Source organism: Rhodoligotrophos defluvii, from assembly GCF_005281615.1.
In the GTDB taxonomy this organism is placed as follows: domain Bacteria; phylum Pseudomonadota; class Alphaproteobacteria; order Rhizobiales; family Im1; genus Rhodoligotrophos; species Rhodoligotrophos defluvii.
This window is the reverse complement of the sequence record NZ_SZZM01000003.1, coordinates 505097-524844: the sequence shown is the minus strand read 5'-3', so window position 1 is coordinate 524844 and position 19748 is coordinate 505097. Positions and strand designations below refer to the sequence as shown.

Annotated in this window: 16 protein-coding genes; 11 read left to right on the top strand and 5 right to left on the bottom strand. The window is 65.7% G+C overall.

Features of this window, described 5'->3' with window-relative positions:
• Positions 1–33: 33 nt before the first annotated feature.
• The gene (locus E4P09_RS16715) at positions 34–1734 is read right to left on the bottom strand and encodes a Na/Pi cotransporter family protein (protein ID WP_137390733.1); all 1701 of its coding nucleotides are present in this window, start codon (positions 1732–1734) and stop codon (positions 34–36) included.
• A 274-nt stretch (positions 1735–2008) separates the two neighbouring features.
• Here E4P09_RS16715 and E4P09_RS16710 point away from each other — a divergent pair, with 274 nt between their 5' ends.
• Complete coding sequence (locus E4P09_RS16710) at positions 2009–2503, top strand: DUF2141 domain-containing protein (RefSeq protein ID WP_137390732.1); 495 nt, start codon at positions 2009–2011, stop codon at positions 2501–2503.
• On the opposite strand, the gene E4P09_RS16705 is transcribed toward E4P09_RS16710, so the two are convergent.
• From E4P09_RS16705 to E4P09_RS16690, 4 genes are all read right to left on the bottom strand, one after another.
• A complete protein-coding gene (locus E4P09_RS16705; protein WP_137390731.1) occupies positions 2497–3564 on the bottom strand; it encodes an NAD(P)-dependent oxidoreductase in 1068 nt (355 codons plus the stop codon). The genes E4P09_RS16710 and E4P09_RS16705 overlap by 7 nt on opposite strands.
• A complete protein-coding gene (locus E4P09_RS16700) occupies positions 3561–5300 on the bottom strand; it encodes an NADPH-dependent assimilatory sulfite reductase hemoprotein subunit (RefSeq protein ID WP_338049008.1) in 1740 nt (579 codons plus the stop codon). The genes E4P09_RS16705 and E4P09_RS16700 overlap by 4 nt, the downstream gene beginning before the upstream one ends.
• The gene (locus E4P09_RS16695) at positions 5281–7038 is read right to left on the bottom strand and encodes a diflavin oxidoreductase (protein ID WP_137390729.1); all 1758 of its coding nucleotides are present in this window, start codon (positions 7036–7038) and stop codon (positions 5281–5283) included. The genes E4P09_RS16700 and E4P09_RS16695 overlap by 20 nt, the downstream gene beginning before the upstream one ends.
• Before the next feature lie 316 nt (positions 7039–7354).
• Complete coding sequence (locus E4P09_RS16690; protein ID WP_137390831.1) at positions 7355–7819, bottom strand: Lrp/AsnC family transcriptional regulator; 465 nt, start codon at positions 7817–7819, stop codon at positions 7355–7357.
• A gap of 181 nt (positions 7820–8000) precedes the next feature.
• On the opposite strand from E4P09_RS16690, the gene E4P09_RS16685 reads away from it, so the two are divergent.
• The 10 genes from E4P09_RS16685 to hemA all read left to right on the top strand — a co-directional run bounded on the left by E4P09_RS16685 (position 8001) and on the right by hemA (position 19645).
• Positions 8001–8795 (top strand): phosphoadenylyl-sulfate reductase, encoded by a 795-nt coding sequence (locus E4P09_RS16685; RefSeq protein ID WP_137390728.1) that lies wholly within the window; start codon positions 8001–8003, stop codon positions 8793–8795.
• A complete protein-coding gene (gene cysD / locus E4P09_RS16680) occupies positions 8792–9751 on the top strand; it encodes a sulfate adenylyltransferase subunit CysD (RefSeq protein ID WP_137390727.1) in 960 nt (319 codons plus the stop codon). The genes E4P09_RS16685 and cysD overlap by 4 nt, the downstream gene beginning before the upstream one ends.
• Positions 9751–11385, top strand: a complete 1635-nt coding sequence (gene cysN, locus E4P09_RS16675; protein WP_137390726.1) for a sulfate adenylyltransferase subunit CysN — start codon at positions 9751–9753, stop codon at positions 11383–11385. The genes cysD and cysN overlap by 1 nt, the downstream gene beginning before the upstream one ends.
• 91 nt (positions 11386–11476) lie before the next feature.
• Positions 11477–13135: an energy-dependent translational throttle protein EttA gene (gene ettA / locus E4P09_RS16670; protein ID WP_137390725.1), complete on the top strand. Its 1659-nt coding sequence runs from the start codon at positions 11477–11479 to the stop codon at positions 13133–13135.
• Positions 13136–13158: 23 nt separating this feature from the next.
• Positions 13159–13668, top strand: coding sequence for a YchJ family protein (locus tag E4P09_RS16665; RefSeq protein WP_137390724.1), 510 nt, complete (start codon positions 13159–13161; stop codon positions 13666–13668).
• Positions 13669–13800: 132 nt separating this feature from the next.
• Positions 13801–14598 carry a hypothetical protein gene (locus tag E4P09_RS16660; RefSeq protein ID WP_137390723.1) on the top strand — a complete coding sequence of 266 codons (798 nt, stop codon included), beginning with the start codon at positions 13801–13803 and terminating at the stop codon, positions 14596–14598.
• Between the two features lie 61 nt (positions 14599–14659).
• On the top strand, positions 14660–15550 hold the full coding sequence (gene mmsB / locus E4P09_RS16655; RefSeq protein ID WP_137390722.1) for a 3-hydroxyisobutyrate dehydrogenase: 891 nt from the start codon (positions 14660–14662) through the stop codon (positions 15548–15550).
• Between the two features lie 234 nt (positions 15551–15784).
• Complete coding sequence (gene ldtR / locus E4P09_RS16650) at positions 15785–16288, top strand: transcriptional regulator LdtR (RefSeq protein ID WP_205042159.1); 504 nt, start codon at positions 15785–15787, stop codon at positions 16286–16288.
• A gap of 257 nt (positions 16289–16545) precedes the next feature.
• Positions 16546–17961, top strand: coding sequence for a L,D-transpeptidase family protein (locus E4P09_RS16645; RefSeq protein ID WP_137390720.1), 1416 nt, complete (start codon positions 16546–16548; stop codon positions 17959–17961).
• A 472-nt stretch (positions 17962–18433) separates the two neighbouring features.
• On the top strand, positions 18434–19645 hold the full coding sequence (gene hemA, locus E4P09_RS16640) for a 5-aminolevulinate synthase (protein WP_428977727.1): 1212 nt from the start codon (positions 18434–18436) through the stop codon (positions 19643–19645).
• Positions 19646–19748 lie beyond the last annotated feature (103 nt).

The following is a 19748-nucleotide window of genomic DNA, read 5'->3' as shown; positions in this document are numbered from 1 at the left end:
CACCTCGCCCGCTACAGAAAGGTAGGCAACAGGTTACGGCTCGCCGTGGACAGAGGTGGTCGCGGCCGTGGAAAGCGAGGGATCGCCGGCATCGCTCAAGCGGCTCGACAGCAGCATGCCGTGCTGTTCCAGTATGGGATAGGCGGCCGAGGCGATGTGCGATTCGATGCGCTTGATGTCGCGCACCAGATCGAGGTGCAGCCCGCTGGTCTCGATGCTTTCCTTGCGCCCCTCGCGGACGCGCTGAAAGTGGCGCTCATTGGCGAGCCGCTCGAGCTCGCGGAAGTGCTCCTTTTCCTCGAATAGCTGACGTGCGGCGTCGAGGTCGCCGGTGAGGAACACGGCTGTCGCGAGCTTCATATCGTTCTGCACGCGCGCGAACATGTCGTCCAGCTCGGCCATGCCCTCAGCCGACAGGGTCACGCCGCGTTTGATGCGCTTGGCGGCAATCTCCATGATGTTCTTGTCGATGATGTCGCCGATATGCTCGAGATTGATGGAAAAGGCCAGGATGTCGGCGAGGCGGCGGTTCTCGGCATCGCCCAGCATCTCGCGGCTGACATCGGTCAGGTAGCGCTGGATCGCGCCGTGCAGGCTGTCGAGGATCTTGTCCATGCGGCAGACGGCCTGCACCTTGGCGCGCTCATTGGAGTGCAACGCGTCCTGCGCGCCGCGCAGCATGTCGTGCACCACGTCGGCCATGCGCATGGCCTCGCGGGCGGCATTGGCCAGGGCCACGGAGGGCGTTTCCAGCGCCACCTTGTCGAGGTGCTGCGGCGCCCAGGGGTCGAGCGGCTTCGGCCTGGGCGGGAACACCCACTCCAGGGCCTTGGCGAGCAGCGGCAGCGGCAAGAAGAACAGCGCCGCGAGCAAGACATTGAAGATGGTGTGGAAATTTGCGGTGAGCCGGTCCGGCTCGGGATCGAGGCTCAGCATGGCCTCGCTGATGGGGCCGAGCAACGGAATGACGATGGCGCAGCCGACCAGCCGGTTGACCAGATTGCCGACGGGCAGGCGGAGGCGTACGGGGTCCATGCCGGCGCCTTCGACGACCGGATTGATGGCGCTGCCGATATTCGCCCCCACCACCATGGCGATGGCGGCGGCCGGCGCGATCACGCCGGCCGTTGCGAGAGACATGATGATCAGCACGATGGCGACGCTGGAATGAGCCGCCCAGGTCAGGGCCGCGGCAATGATCACATAGACCATCGGCTGGCTTTCAATGGCGGCGAGCATATGGCGCAGGCCCTGGACCTGGGCCAAGGGCTCGATCGACTGGACCATCAGATGCAGAGAGAGGAGGATGAGCCCGAGCCCGATGCCGACCCGTCCGAGATCCCTCACCCGCGACCGTCCGTGGTTGAAGGCGATGTACCCGGCAAAGATGAGGAGGGGGTAGATCAGGGCGATGTCGAAGGACAGCACCTGAACGATCAGGGTCGTGCCGACATTGGCGCCCAGCATGATCGCAAGGCCCGGCACCAGCGCCACGAGGCCATCGGCGGCGAAGGAGGTCGCCATAAGCCCGGTGGCGGTGCTGCTCTGGAGCAGAGTGGTGACGGCGAGGCCGGCACCGAAGGCGGCAAGACGGTTGTGGAGGGCGCGGCCAAGCACCTGCCTGAGCTCGCCGCCAAAAGCCCGCAGCACGCCACTATGGACCATATGAATGCCCCATAGCATGAGCATGATCTCGCCGATCAACTGAACGGTGGTGCCGATGAAACCGGACATATGCCTCCTGGCGGCCCAGCTCGCTGGCGATCGAGGGCCTTTGACGGGCAGCATTCTAGCGCGTTTCGCGTTCGCAAGCGCTGAGCGTTGTCCGATCGGCCTCCGGTTGGCAAGCCCGTTCGGGAGCTGCTAAGCGCGCGGTTACCGAGCGCCGGGAATTCCTGTCATTTTGTCCACGCAGTCAGTATTTATTCATGTCGAGCATGGCGGAATTCGCAACCAGCGCGGCTGAGCCACTATCAGTTCACCGAGGCAATATCTAGGAACGATCAGGATGATACGAGTTCTGCGTAAAACTTTCTCGGGCCGCTCCTTGGCCTGGGGCGTTCTGGCGATCATGCTGGCGGGCGCCGCCGTCGTGCCGGCCGATGCTCAATCGACCAGCACCGGCCAGACCACGGGCGATGCGGCCACTTTGACCATCACCGTCAAGGGCATGCAATCGAATGACGGGGCGCTGCTGTGGACCCTCTACAACAGCCAGGAGAGCTTCGAGGCTTTCGACGGCAGCACCGCCCTGAAGAAAGGCAGGTGCGAGATCAAGAACGAAACCTGCACGATCGAGGTGGACAGCGTGCCCTATGGCACATACGCGATCCTGGTTGCCCATGACGTGAACGATGATGGGGAGATCGATCGCAATCCGCTGTCGGATGAGCTCAAGGGGGTTTCGAACTATACCAGCAAGCTGTGGTGGAAGCCCAATTGGGACGACGCCAAGTTCACCGTGGACCAGCCGAATCAATCGATTTCCATAACCGTCTACTGAGCCTGCAGGGAGGATGTCCCGGCGTCTTGAATGCCGGGCATGAGGCGCACGCGGACACCCGCCTCAGCCTTTGTCCCCTCGGTGAGCGCCGCTGCGACCGCCGCCACTCCGGCGGTGCCGGCTGAACCGGTGCCGGCGAGCCAGACCACGCGCCGGCCGGCATTGGCAAGCTGGGCTAGGCTGTGCACGATATCGTCCCCAGGAGCGAGGCTCAGGCGCTGCGCCTCGCGCCGGCCAAGCTCGAGCATAGGGACGGGCAGCTGGGGCTCGTGCGCGATGACATCGGCGCCCTGAAGCGCGCGCACCGCCTTGAGCGTCAGCAATTCGGGGTCGCGATGGCCGGCAGGGATGATAACGACCTCGCCCCGCCGGCGGCGCGGCCCGCTGGCGATGGCCTCGGCTGCGCCTTCGAGCTCGGCGAGGTGATCTATCCCCCGCACCTCCGGGGCGAAGGCGAGATCGACGAAGGCTTCCCAGAAGCGGCGGCGCGCGCCAGCCAAGGGCAGAATGCCGCTCAGGCGCGCGCGGACGCGCTTGGCCGCTGCGCTCCAGTCGCTTAAGCCATGGGGCAGGATGGCCTCGATGCGCCGGCGTACCGCTTGAGCCAGGACCGGTGCCGCGCCATCGGTGGAGATGGCCACCACCACGGGGGCGCGGTTGACGATGGCGCCGAACTGGAAGTCGCAGCAGGCAGGCTGGTCGATCACATTGACGGGAATGTTCCGCTCCCGGGCCGCGGCGGCGAAGCGGGTGGCCTCGTCATCGCTGGCGCCGGCCACGGCAATGGCCGCACCGTCGAGGTCGGCCGGCTGCCAGGGGCGAGGGATCCAGGTGATGGACGGGGTTGCCGCAATCAGCGCCTGCAGTTCGGGGGCCGGATCGCCGGCATAGACGAAGACGCGGGCGCCGGCCGCGGCCAGCAGCTCCGCCTTCCAGGCTACGGGTCCGGTATTGCCGGCCACCACCGCCCGGGCACCGGCAAGTTCGAGGAAGATGGGCAGCTTGGGCAGCGGCAGCAGCCGAGCTTCGCGGGTTTCGGCGGGAAGGGCAGGCCGGGTCATGCGACCGGCCCGGTGTTGCGGTGGAAGTCCGCGCCGTTGCCGGTGGCGGCGATGCGACGGGAGCGGATGAGAAAGGCGCTGAAATGTTCGTCCGGCTCGCGCTCCCGAGCGTAGGCGGCGAACAGCGGGTCGAGCGCTGAGACGATGTGGTCGTGGTCAAGGTCTTCCGCATAGAGCTTGGAGAGCCGGCTGCCGTTGAAAGCACCGCCGAGATAGAGGTTGTAGCGGCCGGGGCCTTTGCCGACCAAGCCGATCTCGGCGAGATAGGGACGGGCGCAGCCATTGGGGCAGCCGGTCATGCGGATGACGATCTCGTCTTCGCCAAGGCCGTGCCGGGCCAAGCGTTCCTCCAAGACGGTGACGAGGCTCGGCAGATAACGTTCGCTTTCGGCCAAGGCCAGGCCGCAGGTGGGTAGGGCCACGCAGGCCATGGCATTGCGGCGCAAGGCGGTGGCGTGTGCGGTGAGGCCGTGCTCGGCGACGATCGCCTCGATCAGGGCGCGGTTCTCGGCCGGCACATTGGCGATGATCACGTTCTGGTTGGCGGTGATGCGGAACTCGCCGTCATGCACTTCGGCGATGCGCCTGAGGCCGGTGAGCAGGGCCGGCCCGCCGGGGATGTCGCGTAGCCGGCCGTTCTCGATGAACAGGGTCAGGTGATGGCGACCGTCCTCGCCCTCGGTCCAGCCATAGCGGTCGCCGGTGGAGGTGAATTCAAACGGCCGCGGAGCGCCGAGCGGCTTGCCGATGCGCCGCTCCACTTCGGCGCGGAAGGCGTCGAGCCCGCGGTCCTCAATGGTGTATTTCAGCCGGGCGCGCTTGCGGTTGGTGCGGTTGCCCCAGTCGCGCTGCACGGTGACCACCGCCTCCGCCACGGCAAGCGCATCTTCCGGCGCGCAGAAGCCCATCACGTCGGCGGTGCGCGGGTGGGTGTCGGGCTCGCCATGGGTCATGCCCATGCCGCCGCCCACCGTGACGTTCCAGCCCTCGACCTCGCCGCGCTCGTCGAGAATGGCGATGAAGCCCAGGTCCTGGGCGAAGATGTCCACCTCGTTGGAGGGGGGCACGGCCACCACCGTCTTGAACTTGCGCGGCAGATAGGTGCGGCCGTAGATGGGCTCGACCACCTCTTCCTCGCCGCCGGCGATCTTCTCGCCGTCGAGCCAGATCTCGCGATAGGCCGGGGTGTTGGGCAGCAGGTGCTCGGAAATGGCCGCGGCCAGGGCGTGGGCAGCGGCATGGGCGCGCGACTGATGGGGATTGGTCGAGGCCAGCACGTTGCGGTTGACGTCGCCACAGGCGGCAAGGGTGTCGAGCAGCGCTGCGTCAATGGCTTGCATCGCAGTCTTGAGGTTCGACTTGATGACGCCGTGGAACTGGAAGGTCTGGCGCGTGGTGAGCCGCAGGGTGCTATTGGCATAGTCGCGGGCGGTGCGGTCGAGCCTCAGCCATTGGTCGGGCGTGCACACGCCGCCGGGCAGGCGCAGGCGGATCATGAAGGCAAACGCCTTCTCCATCTTCTTCTTGGTCCGCTCCGGCCGCAGGTCGCGGTCGTCCTGCAGGTACATGCCGTGGAACTTGACCAGCTGCTGGTCGTCCTCGCTGATAGCGCCGGTGACGACTTCGCCAAGTCCGTCGGCAATGCTGCCGCGCAGGTAGGCGCTGGCCTCCTTGATGCGCTCGTTGCGGGATAGCTCTTTGCTCATGATGTTGCGCTCAATAGACGTCCTGCAGATAGCGCCGTTCCCGCTCCAGGGCGGTGACGGCGGCTTCGGCGGCCTCGGGGGCGAGCGCCTTCACATCGGCATAGGCGGAGACCAGCGTGGCGCGCACGTCCTTGGCCATGGCCTTGGCATCGCCACAGACATAGAGGCGGGCGCCATTCTCCAGCCAATCGACCACCTCACGGCGCTGTTCGAACAGGCGGTGCTGAACATAGACCTTGCTCGGCGCGTCCCTGGAAAAGGCGAGATCGATGCGGGTGAGAGCTCCGTCCTGAAGCGCATCCTGCCATTCGAGCTGGTAGAGGAAGTCGTGGGTGTAGCGGCGGTCGCCGAAGAACAGCCAGGAGCGGCCGTCGGCGCCCTGGGCGCGGCGCTCCTGGGTGAAGGCACGGAACGGGGCGACGCCGGTGCCGGGGCCCACCATGATGATGTCGGCGGATGGGTCGGGCAGGCGGAAATGCTTGTTGGGCTTCACCCGCACCCGCACGGTGGCGCCGGGCTTGAGGCGATCGGCCACATAGGTGGAGGCAACGCCGGCGCGCGGGCGGCCGTGGGTTTCATAGCGCACCGCGGCGACGAGCAGGTGGGCCTCATCACCCACTTCCTTGCGCGAGGAGGCGATGGAATAGGCGCGGGGCGGCAGCGGCCGGAGCAGCGACTGCAACTGCTCGGCAGACAGGCTGGCCGGGAAGGCCTCCAGCATGTCGATGAGCTGGCGACCGATGATCCATTCCTTGGCCCGACCTTCGTCCAGCAGGCGGCGCGCTTCGGCATGGCCGGCTGTGGCGGCGAAGGTCTCCAGGGTTTTGAGGGAGAGGGTGGTGATATCTCGTTCTGCACTCAACGCCTGGCGTAGCCGGTCGTCGGCACGCAAGCCGGCGGCGGTGAGCACCGCGTCCACCAGGGCCGGGTCGTTCTCCGGGAACAGCTCCAGGGAATCGCCCGGGTCATAGGCGGGTGCCGTGCCGTCGAAGGCGAGGCCCAAGTGGATGGTCTGCTTGTCGGAGCGGGAGGAGTTGAGGTTCACATGCTCAATCACCTCGGCTAAGACCGGGTCGCGGCTCAGCTCGTGCGCCGTGCGGCTGGCGAAGTCGACCGCGACCACGTTGCCTGAAGGCGCTCGGGGCGGCGCCAGTGCTGTCACGGCCGCTTCGATCCAGCCGCGGGCGGGCTGCTCGAAATCCAGGTCGCAATCGATGCGGTCGGCGATACGGGTGCCGCCCAAGGCCTCGAGCCGCGCGTCGATGGCCTTGCCAACGGCGCAGAATTCCGCATAGGCGCTGTCGCCCAAAGCAAGGACAGCGAAACTCACGCCGTCGAGGCGCGGCGCGCTGTCGCTCATCAGTGCGGCATAGCCGCGGGCAGCGCGGCCCGGCGGCTCGCCTTCTCCCCAGGTGGCGGCGATCACCGCCAGCCGCTTGTGCTTGGCGAGGTCGGCGATCTCCAGGTCGGCGAAGTCGATGACGGTCGGTTTGAACCCACTCTGCCGTGCCCGCTTGGCCATGTCCTGCGCCAGGCGTTCGCTGTTGCCGGACTCGCTGGCATAAAGAATGGCCAGCGGCTCGGACGGACGCGTCGGCGCATCCAGGGTCGCGGGGTTCTGCGCGCCCTCGCGGGCGTCCAGACCGGCGAGGAAGCCGGCGAGCCAGGCACGCTGGGTCGGCGACGCGGTGGCGAGCACCCGGTCGAGGTTGTCGCGGTCGTGATCGGCAAAGGGCGCCGAGTGGGGAAGAAGAGCCTGCTGAGACATGGGCGCAAGTGTCGGCCGGTGCGGCCCATTCGTCAACGAGAATGTTCTTTTTATAGAACGTGGCCTGAGAGCAGAACGGGTTGGCGGGGTCCGCCGGCGAGAGAAAGTTTTCCTCCTGCTTTCGGCGGGTGCCTGTGGGTATTCGCGCGGGAGGAGAGACGTACCGTGTGGCCCTGGATTGCCGGGTCAAGCCCGACAATGACGGTTTATCAATAATATACGTCAGCCCCCGGCTAGATCCTCACCCGGCCGCCTCGCGGCGGCCACCCTCCCCGGAGTCGGGGAGGGAAGGCCAAGGCAAAGGCGTCGGGACGGGCTAGCCATCGCCCGGCGGGATAGCGAGCGCGGTGGTGAACTTGATCTGCTCCATGGCGAAGCGCGAGGTCACGTTCTTCAAAGGCGCGGCCGCGATCAGCTTCTTATAGAACCTGTCATAGTCCCTCATGTCGCGGACCACGACGCGCAGGAGATAATCGACATCGCCGGCCATCCGCGTGAACTCCGTTACTTCCGGCATGGCGGCGACCCGGGCGGCAAAGGCGTCGAGCCATTCCTTCGAGTGCTCGCCGGCCTCGATCGACACGAACACCGTCAGCCCCAGCCCAAGCTTCTCGGGGTTCAAGAGGGCCACGCGGCTCGTGATATAACCCAGGGTTTCCAGGCGCTGAATGCGCTTCCAGCACGGGGTCTGCGACAGCCCCACCCGTTGTGCGACCTCGGCGATGGACAGGGTCGCGTCATGTTGCAGCAGGTCCAAGATTTTTCTGTCGATACCGTCCATCTCTCCCGACCCGGTCCGCATAGATGGTTCTCTCCCGCTTTGGGCGACCCGCAAGACAGTTCTTCTCTTTCCAAGGAATTCGTTCGTCGGCGCTAGGACTGTCCGCCTCTCCGTGCCGCCATAACCGGCTTGACGTCGTTCTTTATATCGAACAGTGTGACACGATCATCGGAGATGTGCAATGACGAGCAAATCACGGGATCCGGCGGGCGGCGCTTCGGTTGAGGCTTTGGCCGGTGCCATGGCCCAGGCCATGGCCGAGACCCATCTCGCGGGCCGCCTGCGGGCGGTGCGGCAGCTGATTCCAGGCCGCCTGGTGTTCACCACCAGCTTCGGCCTGGAAGACCAGGCCATCACCCACGCGATTTTCACCCACGGCCTCGGCAAAGATATCGAGGTCGTCACCCTCGACACCGGACGCTTGTTCGCCGAGACCTATGAGCTGTGGGCGGAGACGGAAGAACGCTATGGCTGCCGGATCCGCGCCTTCGCACCCGATACGGTGTCGGTGGAAGCACTTGTCGCCGGCCAGGGCATCAATGGGTTCCGCCATTCCGTCGACGCCCGGCTGGCCTGCTGCGCGGTGCGCAAGGTCGAGCCGCTGGGGCGGGCATTGGCCGGGGCTGCCGGCTGGGTCACGGGCCTGAGGGCTGAGCAGTCGGCCGGGCGGGCCGCAACCCCGCTGGCTTCCTATGATGGGAGCCGCGCGCTCATCAAGGTCGCTCCGCTGGCCGACTGGACGCGGCGCGAGCTCGAAACCTACATCAACGATAACGGGATCCCCTACAACGTGCTGCATGACCGCGGCTTTTCCTCGATCGGCTGCGCGCCGTGCACGCGTGCGGTGCGCCTGGGGGAGCCGGAGCGGGCGGGCCGCTGGTGGTGGGAGCAGGACGGCAAGAGCGAGTGCGGACTGCATCTGAGCCCCGAGGGCGTGCTGGTGCGCGGCCGCGCCACGGCGGGAGAGCTGGCATGATCGGCGCGGAAACGGCGCTTGCGCTGGTGGAGGGCGATGCTACGGCCGTTCATCCCGCGCGGCTCACGCATCTCGACCGGCTGGAGGCGGACAGCATCCATATCATTCGCGAGGTGGCGGCCGAGGCGGAAAACCCGGTGCTGCTCTATTCCATCGGCAAGGACTCGTCCGTGCTGCTGCACCTGGCGCAGAAGGCCTTCTTCCCCGGCCCCATTCCGTTTCCGCTGCTGCATGTGGACACGACCTGGAAGTTCCGCGACATGATCGCCTTCCGCGATCAGCGTGCCGCCGAGCTCGGCCTCGACCTCATCGTGCATGTGAACGAGGAGGGGCTGCGCCGCGGCATCGGGCCGATCTCCCACGGCTCCGAGCTGCATACGGATGTGATGAAGACCCAGGCGCTGCGGCAGGCGCTCGACGCCCACGGCTTCGATGCGGCGATTGGCGGGGCGCGCCGCGACGAGGAGAAATCGCGGGCGAAGGAGCGGGTGTTCTCGCTGCGCAGCGCCCAGCACCGCTGGGACCCGAAGCGGCAGCGGCCGGAGCCGTGGCGGCTCTATAACGGCCGCAAGCGCCGCGGTGAAAGCCTCAGGGTGTTTCCGCTGTCCAATTGGACCGAGCTGGATGTCTGGCTCTATATCCACCGCGAGCAGATCCCGATCGTGCCGCTTTATTTCGCGGCGCCGCGCCCGGTGGTCGAGCGCGGCGGACAGCTGATCATGGTGGATGACGAGCGGCTGCCACTGCGGCCGGGCGAGCAGCCGCGCGAAGTTTCGGTGCGGTTCAGGACGCTGGGCTGCTATCCGCTGACCGGGGCGATCGAAAGCACGGCCGCGACCCTGCCGGATCTCATCTGCGAAACCATGGCCGCGCGCACGAGCGAGCGCCACGGCCGGGTCATCGATCATGACGGCGCGGCTTCCATGGAGCGCAAGAAGCAGGAGGGCTACTTTTGATGACCCTGCATCCAAGCCCTCGGTCCTTTGGCTTCGAGGCGGTGCTGGCGGCACACCAGGCGAAAGACGTGCTGCGCTTCATCAGCTGCGGTTCGGTTGATGACGGGAAATCGACCCTGATCGGACGGCTGCTGCACGACACGAGGCAAGTGCTCGATGACCAGATCGCCGCGCTGGCGAAGGATTCGCGCAAATATGGGACGCAAGGCGCCGCGCCGGATTTCGCCTTGCTGGTGGATGGGCTTGCGGCCGAGCGCGAGCAGGGCATCACCATCGACGTGGCCTATCGCTTCTTCTCGACGGAGAAGCGCAGCTTCATCGTGGCCGATACGCCGGGGCACGAGCAGTATACCCGCAACATGGCCACGGGCGCGTCCACGGCGGATCTTGCCATTCTGCTGGTGGATGCGCGCAACGGCCTCACCCGGCAGACCCGCCGCCACAGCCTGCTCCTGTCGATGCTCGGCGTGAGCCACGTCATGCTGGCCGTCAACAAGATGGACCTGGTGGGCTGGTCACAGGCGCGGTTCGAGGCCATCGCCCGCGAATTCGCGGATTTCTCCGCCGGGCTCAACTTTCGCGAGGCGATCTCGATCCCCATGTCCGCCCTGAGCGGCGACAACGTGGTGGCTCCGGCTGTGTGCGCGCCTTGGTACAACGGGCCGACATTGCTGGCTTATCTGGAAGACGTGGAAATCGCGCGCGGGGGCGAGGATGAGGCTTTCCGCATGCCGGTGCAGTGGGTCAACCGGCCGGATGCCGATTTCCGCGGGTTCTCCGGCCTCATCACCGGCGGCGCCGTGAGACCGGGCATGCGGGTGCGGATCGAGCCCTCCGGGCGCGAGACCAGGGTCGCCAGGATCGTCACCTTCGGCGGGGACCTGACGGAGGCGGTAGCCGGACAGTCGATTACGCTGGCCCTCGCGGATGAGATCGACGTAACACGCGGCGATGTGATCGCGGCGGCGGACCAGCCGCCGGTCGTCGCCGACAGGATCGCGGCACGGCTGTTCTGGATGGCGGATGGCCCGCTGCGCCAAGACGACCGGTTCCTGGTGAAGCTCGGGGCCCAGACCGTGCCGGCGCGGGTCGCGGCCGTTCAGGGGCGGATCGATCTCGACACGCTCGCCCCGGTCGCGGCGTCCGCCCTCGACAGCAATGACGTCGGTGACGTGACACTGCTGCTCGACCGGCCCGTCGCCGTCGATCCCTACGCCCAAGCCCGGGCGACCGGCGGCCTGATCCTGATCGACCGCGAGAGCTTCGACACGGTGGCCATGGGGCTGGTGGCGCCGGAGGGTCAGCAGAGGCGAGATGCCGCGGGCAACCGCGATGCGGGCGCATGGCTGAGGGCGCCGCGCGAGCAGGCCTGGCGCAGCGTGGCGAAGGCGGTGTCGTGGCGGGTGACGGGCTCGCTCGACACCATGCTGGTGGCCTATCTGTTTACCCGGGATGCGCGCATATCGGTGGGGATCGGCCTGACCGAGGTGATCACCAAGCTGGTCCTCTATTACGGCCACGAGCGTTTGTGGGCGCGGATCCCCTTCGGCCTGGCCGATGCGGTCCGGTCGGGCACTGCCTCGTCTGTCGGGATGCTCAGCTGGCTGCAACGGCTGCGGCAGAGGCGAGCGTAGGCCCCGCGCCTTTTTACGCTTCGGCCGTTGCCGCTTCCGGCGCCTTTCGCTATGACTGCCCGCAAATCCCTGAAACTCCGCGAAGGCATTCATGGCGCCTTACCAATACATCTATCACATGCATCAGCTGTCGAAGACCTATCCCGGCGGGAAGAAGGTGCTCGACAACATCAACCTGTCATTCTACCCGGGGGCCAAGATCGGCGTGCTCGGCCCCAACGGCGCCGGCAAGTCGACCCTGCTCAAGATCATGGGCGGGCTGGATAAGGAATTTTCCGGCGAGGCCTGGGCGGCGGAAGGGGTCAAGGTCGGCTATCTCCCGCAGGAGCCGCAGCTCGATGCGAGCAAGTCGGTGCGCGAGAACGTGATGGAAGGCGTGGCCGAGAAGCAGGCCATCCTCGACCGCTACAACGAGTTGATGATGAACTACTCCGACGAGACGGCGGAGGAGGGCGCGCAGCTCCAGGATATTATCGACAGCCAGAATCTGTGGGACCTCGATTCCCAGGTGGAGCAGGCCATGGACGCGCTGCGCTGCCCGCCGGACGACGCCGATGTCGCAACCCTCTCCGGCGGCGAGAAGCGGCGGGTCGCCCTGACCAAGCTGCTCCTCTCGAAGCCCGACCTGCTGCTCCTGGACGAGCCCACCAACCATCTCGACGCGGAATCGGTGGCCTGGCTCGAGCACTTCCTCAAGGCTTATGACGGCACCGTGGTGCTGGTGACCCACGACCGCTACTTCCTCGACAATGTCACCGGCTGGATCCTGGAGCTGGACCGCGGCCGCGGCATTCCTTACGAGGGCAATTACTCCGCCTGGCTGGAGCAGAAGCAGAAGCGCCTGGAGCAGGAAGGCCGCGAGGAGGAAGCCCGCCAGCGCAACCTCAAGGACGAGCTGGAGTGGGTGCGGCAGAGCCCGCGCGCCCGGCAGGCCAAATCGAAAGCGCGTCTCAAGGCTTACGAGGAGCTGCTCAACCAGGATGTGGCGGAGAAGGTGGCCCGCCAGCAGATCACCATTCCGCCGGGGCCGCGCCTCGGCAATGTGGTGATCGAAGCGGAAGGTTTGGCCAAGGCCTATGGCGACCGGCTGCTGATCGACGGGCTGGACTTCCGGCTGCCGCCCGGCGGCATCGTCGGGGTGATCGGCCCTAATGGCGCGGGCAAGACCACCCTGTTCCGGATGATCACCGGACAGGAGCAGCCGGATGCCGGCACGCTGCGCATCGGTGAGACGGTGGTGCTCGGCTATGTGGACCAGTCGCGCGATACGCTCGAAGGCGACAAGACCGTATGGGAAGAGATTTCCGGCGGCAACGACGTGATCGCGCTGGGCAAGCGGGAGGTGCCGTCCCGCGCCTATGTGAGCTGGTTCAACTTCCGCGGCAGCGACCAGCAGAAGAAGGTGGGCGTGCTCTCGGGCGGCGAGCGCAACCGGGTGCATATCGCGAAGATGCTGAAGTCCGGTGCCAACGTGATCCTGCTGGACGAGCCGACCAACGATCTGGACGTGGACACGTTGCGGGCCCTGGAGGAGGCGCTGCTGGATTTCGCGGGCTGCGCCGTCATCATCAGCCACGACCGGTGGTTCCTCGACCGCACGGCGACCCATATCCTCGCCTTCGAGGGCGACAGTCACGTGGAGTGGTTCGAAGGCAATTTCGAGGCCTATGAGGAAGATAAGAAGCGCCGCCTGGGCGAAGAGGCGGTGATGCCGCACCGGGTGAAGTACAAGCGCTTCGAGCGGAACTGACCGCCAGCTGGAGGAGAAAAGGGATGATCGGCGCATCCGAGCCATGCCCCTGCCGTTCCGGCAGCACCTTTGGCGCCTGCTGTGGGCCGCTGATCGCCGGCGAGCGGGCGGCGCCGACGGCCGAAGCGCTGATGCGGTCGCGCTATTCGGCCTTTGCCGCACAGGCGATCGACTATCTCGAGCAGACCCTCCTGCCCAGCACGCGGCGGGATTTCGACCGGCAATCGGTCACCGAATGGGCCCGCAACAGCGAGTGGACCGGCCTCGAGGTCGTGGCGACCGAGCGTGGCGGTGCCGAGGATCGCGAGGGTGTGGTCGAGTTCATCGCTCACTTCCGCGTGAACGGGGAAGATCGCACCCATCACGAGACCTCGCGGTTCTCGCGACGGGACGGTCGCTGGTACTATGTGGACGGCCGGGTGGGACGGCGGCAGGAAACGGTGGTGCGTCAGACGCCGAAGATCGGCCGCAACGATCCCTGCAGCTGCGGCAGCGGCAAGAAATTCAAGAAATGCTGCGGGCTGGCGGCCTAGGCGGCCAGCCAAACCTGTGCCAATCATGTATCAGTTGAACAAAATCGTAGGGAACGGCTGACAATTTGTTCCCGTTTGGACAAAAGGATTGTGCATGATTTCTTTACGAGCGGGCTTAACCGGAACATGGCGATGACCAGGCTTGTCTTATTGCTCTCTCTTCCGATTCTGGCTCTCGGCGTGGCGAGCGGTGCGCCCGGTGCCTGGGCGCAGACCCGTGCCTCGGAGGCCCTCGATGCCTATGGCGCGATCGTGGAGGCGAGAAACGCTGCCGAGACCTGCGGCTTCCTTACGACCGAAGAGTTGGACGAGCTGAAACACTATTCGGCTTTGGGCGAGCTTGCCGCGACCAAAGCGTCGTCGGTTGCCGAGATGCAGGCAGCGCGGGACCGCGCGTTGAGCACGCGCCCACGCTGCAACAGCAGCGAAGCGCAATCGGTGCGCAACGTGCTTGAAGAGGTGAGGGTGGCGGCAAGCAAGCCCGGCACCGGCCGTGCCACCGCTTCGGCGCAACCGACGCCGCGACAGCGCCAATCGCAGGCACAACCGGAACCACAGCCGCAGCCGGGACCCATGATGCGACAGGGCTTCGCCGCACCGCCTGTGGCCGCGCCGGCAGCGTTGCCGCCGCCGGACAGCCGCATGATCCCGCCCGTCAACATGCGCGATCCGGTCGCGCGCTATGGCGGGCAAGCCCGCGCCTATTTCCTGGAGCGCAAGTGCAACTTCCTCGACTATGATTCCGAGCTGACCTTTTGGAAGCTGCTGACCGCCCGGTACAAGGTGATGGTGACGCAGCACGGGCGGCGGCGCGTGAATGCCGCACAGCTCGCCGGCGAGGCGGAGGCGAACGACATTCTCTGCGGCCGGGATGCGCGGGCGGCGGTGCTGAACGGCTATCGCGACATCGTCGCCATATCGGGTCAGTGAACGAGAAGGCAGGGGCAGTCGCGGGAAGCGGCGCCCGACGTGAATTGTTGAGGAGGGGCGTTTGGCAAGGATCGGCTTTATCGGACTAGGCAATATGGGCGGACCGATGGCGGCCAACCTGGTGAAGGCGGGCCACGAGGTCACGGGCTATGATCTGGTTCAAGCCGCGCTCGACAAGTTTGCCGGGATCGGTGGCCGGCCGGCGGCGGCCATGGCCGATGCGGTCGCCGGGGCGGACGCGGTGGTCACCATGCTGCCGGCGGGCCAGCACGTGCGCGATGCCTATCTCGGCAGCGGTGGCATCCTTGCTGCGGCGGCAACCCATGCGGTGTTGATCGACTGCTCGACGATCGATGTCGACAGTGCTCGCGCGGTTGGGGCCGCGGCGGCGGAACGGGGCATCGCCATGGTGGATGCGCCGGTGTCGGGCGGCGTGGGCGGCGCCGAGGCGGGCACGCTGACCTTCATGGTGGGCGGGCCGGAGAATGCTTTCGCCCAGGCCAAGCCCTATCTGGAATGCATGGGCAAGACCATCGTCCATGCAGGAGCAAGCGGAACGGGGCAGGCGGCGAAGATCTGCAACAACATGATCCTCGGCATTTCGATGATCGCGGTTTGCGAAGCCTTTGCGCTGGCGGAAAAGCTAGGGCTCGACCATCAGAAGCTGTTCGATATCTCCTCGAAATCATCCGGACAGTGCTGGTCGCTGACCACGTATTGCCCGGTTCCAGGCCCGGTGCCGACCTCGCCCGCCAATCGCGACTACAAGCCGGGCTTCACCGCCGCCATGATGCTGAAGGATCTGCGGCTGGCGCAGGAGGCCTCGCAAGTGGCCGGCGCCCAGACGCCGCTTGGGGCACATGCGCAGGCGCTTTATGCGGAGTTCGCGGAGGCCGGCAACGGGGGCGTCGACTTTTCCGGCATCATCAAGATGCTCCGAGAGCGTCGTTGAGTTTGACTGGTAAGCTGCTAGCCTGCGCTGGATAGATCTCAATTCTTCCGTAACATTGCGGAAGCATTTGATTCACATTCTTAGCAATATCAGACCTTCTCCTGCCCAAGAAACATAATCTAAGCATGCGTTAACCCATCGGTTTGAGGCGATTTTAACGCGCATTGCCTGAGTCTGCCGAGCAGGATGGGGACACTAGATCCCCACCAAAACAGGCAGGTGGTCAACATGAACATGGCAAACGAGAAGGCGTCGCAGACGGAGAGTGGCCATCGGGAGACGATCAAGAGCAGCTATCTTGAATCACTGAGCCTGATCGAGAGGCTGCATCGGAGATTGCTCGACGTGGTGAAGGATGAGTTCGAGCGCACAGGCGAGCAGGAGATCAATGCCGTGCAGGCCATGCTGTTGTTCAATATCGGAGACAGCGAGCTCACTGCGGGCGAGTTGCGTTCTCGCGGCCATTATCTCGGCTCAAACGTGTCCTACAACCTCAAGAAGCTGGTGGAGGCCGGATATATCAACCATCAGCGCTCGTCGGCCGACAAGCGTTCGGTGCGGATCAGCCTCACGCCCCGTGGGCAGGAGGTGAGGAAGCGGGTCGATGCGCTCTATGAACGCCATCTCGGCTCGATCGAGCAGGTGGGCGGGCTGTCGGCGGACGAGTTCGACCGCCTCAACCGCTCGCTGGCCCGGCTCGAGCGGTTCTGGATCGACCAGATCCGCTACCGGCTGTAGGGCGAGGATCCGCCGGGGGCTTTTGGTCGGCACGACAGGAGGGGCGGGTCACAAGGCGTTGAAATTCATCGGCTCAAGCTTGCCGCATGCGGTGCGCTTGGTTAGGAGGCTGTTTACCCTACTCAAGTCATAGTTACCGTAGGTTTGATTTTTGACCGGAGAGACAAGTGCTGCTAAGACCATAGCGGGGTCCGGGGAGCCGCTGGAGATCACCGGCTTGGCGAGCGCAGCACCTTGTGAACAGTTTGGGATTGGATATGACGGCTGATCGCGCCACCTTACGTCGTTCGGCATCGCGCCGCTCGTTTCTGATGGGCGGGCTTGCTGCGACCACAGCCCTGGTTACCGGATTTGCCCCGGCGCGTGCGCAGGGGCAGGGGCAGCAGAACTTCTCAGGCTACAGCGTTCAGCAGATGGCGCCCACCATCACCTATGTGGCGCAAGGCAAGAACGTGATGCCGATGCTCAGCGGGATGAGCGAGTCGCTGCTGCAGGATGCGATTGCACGCTATGAGATCATCGCCGCCCGTGGTGGATGGCCCATGCTGCCGCCGCCGGGGCAGAAGCTGAGCAAGGGCGGGCAAGGCCAGCTGGTGGGAATGCTGCGCGAGCGCCTCGCCGTCGAAGGCTATGGCGCTCAGGGCGGCCCGGATCCCTATCTGTTCGATGGGGCCTTGGCGAGCGCAGTGATGAAGTTCCAGAAGAATCACGGCCTGCTGGCGACCGGGATTGCAGACGCCGATACGATCAATGCGCTGAACGTTCCGATCGAGGAGCGGCTGTTCACGATGCGCGCCAACCTGCCGCGCATGAAGGAATATGCCAAGAGCCTCGCCGACTACTACATCACCATCAATATCCCGGCCACCCAGCTGGAGACGGTCGAGCACGGCAGCGTCTACTCCGTGCACAATGTGGTCGTGGGCATGACCGATCGGCCGAGCCCGGTGGTGCTGAGCCGGGTGAGCGACGTGACGTTCAATCCCTACTGGATCGCGCCGGCAAGCATCGTGCAGAAGGACATCATTCCCCGGGCGCAGAAGGATCCGAGCTTCCTCATCCAGCAGCGCATCCGCATTCATGACGGGCTCGGCGGGCCCGAGATCGATCCGATGAGCATCGACTGGGCGACGCTCAGCCCCGAACGCTATGTCTTCCGCCAGGATCCGGGCGACGACAATGCCATGGCGACGGTGAAGATCCATTTCCCGAACAAATACGCCGTCTACATGCACGATACGCCCACCAAGAACCTGTTCACGGCGGAAGCCCGATATTTCAGCTCCGGCTGCGTGCGCGTGGACCAGGTGCACATCATGACCGAGTGGCTGCTGCGCGCCAATCCGGGCTGGGACCGCATGCGCATCGAGCAGGTGATCGCCAGCGGCGAGAACACCAAGGTTGACGTGATGCAGAACACGGCGGTGCGAATGGTCTACATGACCGCCTGGGCGATGCCCGACGGCACCGTCAGCTTCCGGCCGGACATCTACAAGCTGGACGGCACCGGCTTCGTGATCGGCCAGCCGGAGCCCATCGGCGGTCAGCTCGCCACCGCGGCACCCCAGGCGACCGGCAGCGTGCAGCCGGCGGTCGCCGTGTCGGATCCGAACCAGCCGCCGGTGTCCGGGGCGCGTGACGCCTGGCGGCGGGCCAGCGGCGGCACCTATTAAGCCAGCGGCCAGGCACCCCCACCCCCGACGCGCTTTCGCGCGCCGACCCTCCCCGCGCGGCGGGGAGGGTGTTCATTGCTGCAACTGCAGTTTCAGCAACTTAGTCATTGCGGCACTTGACGCGGCAATCCAGGGGCCGCAAGCGGAAGTCCGTGGCGTGTGGCCCTGGATGCCGGCTCAGCGCATAGGCGCGGCCGGGCATGACGTTATCGTTCAAGATTAACGACTTACGATTTAAACCCAATTTCACTTCCTGGCGTGGGTTGCGGCCTTGCGCGGCTGCGGCAATGCGATCGCATGACCTTGGCGACACTGCGTGCTAGGTGCAGCACGTTGCATCTCGGTCGAAAGATTCTAAGCTTGTGGATCATGATCCTGCCGCCGTGCTTCCCGGGATGCGGCATGATTGCGGCTCGAACGCGGCCCGCGCCTTGAAACCACGGGCGCGGCGGCCCTTCACGAGGAACCGATGATCGATTATGACGCGCTGCTTGGAAACGCCGTCGCCGGGCTGAAGCAGGAGGGCCGGTACCGCTACTTCGCCGATCTCGAGCGGATCTGCGGCAAATTTCCGCGCGCGATATTCCGTGGCCCTCATGGGGAGCGCGAGGTCACCATCTGGTGCTCCAACGACTACCTGGGCATGGGGCAGCATCCCAAGGTGATCGCCGCCATGCATGCGGCGCTCGACGGCACCGGCGCGGGCTCGGGCGGCACACGCAATATTTCCGGCACCACCCATTATCACGTCGAGCTGGAGCGGGAGCTTGCAGACCTGCACGGGAAGGACGCGGCGCTGCTGTTCAATTCCGGCTACATGGCCAATGAGGCGACACTGTCGACCCTGGCGCGGCTGATGCCGGATTGCGTGGTCCTGTCGGACGAGCTGAACCATGCCTCGATGATCGAAGGCATCAGGAACAGCCGCTGCGAGAAACAGATCTTCAGGCACAACGACCTGGCTGACCTGGAGCGCAGGCTCGCGCAGCTTGATCGGAGGCGGCCGAAGCTGGTGGCCTTCGAGTCGGTCTATTCGATGGACGGCGACATCGCGCCTATCGCCGAGATCTGCGCGATGGCCCGCCATTACGGGGCGATGACCTATCTGGACGAGGTGCACGCGGTTGGCCTCTATGGCGCGCGCGGCGGCGGCATTGCCGAACGGGACGGGGTGCTCGATCAGGTCGACATTATCGAGGGCACGCTGGCCAAGGCCTTTGGGCTGATGGGCGGCTATGTGGCGGCCTCCGGCGTCGTTATCGACGCGATCCGGTGCCACGCGCCGGGCTTCATCTTCACCACGTCGCTCGCCCCGGTGCTGGCAGCGGGCGCCCTGGCCAGCATCCGCCACCTGAAAGGATCGAGCGAGGAGCGCGACAAGCAGCAGGAGAGGGCGGCCCAGCTCAAGTCCATGCTGCGGCGGCGCAGCCTGCCGGTGATGGACTCGGCCAGCCACATCGTGCCGCTGCTGGTGGGCGATCCCGTTCACTGCAAGCGGATGACCGACCAGCTGCTGGACGAGTTCTCGATCTATGTGCAGCCCATCAACTATCCGACCGTGCCGCGCGGGACGGAGCGTCTGCGGCTGACCCCGGGGCCTTTGCACTCGGAGGACGACCTTAGGCAGCTCGTCGAAGCCATCGACCTGCTCTGGCAGCGCATGGCGCTCGACCGAGCGGCCTGAGATTTGCAGCATGGCGCGCGGACGTGGCCCGGAATGAGCCGGGCGCTTTGCCCCAAGCGCCGCTCTGTGGTAAGTGCGGCGGCGCAGGGGAGATCAATCTTTT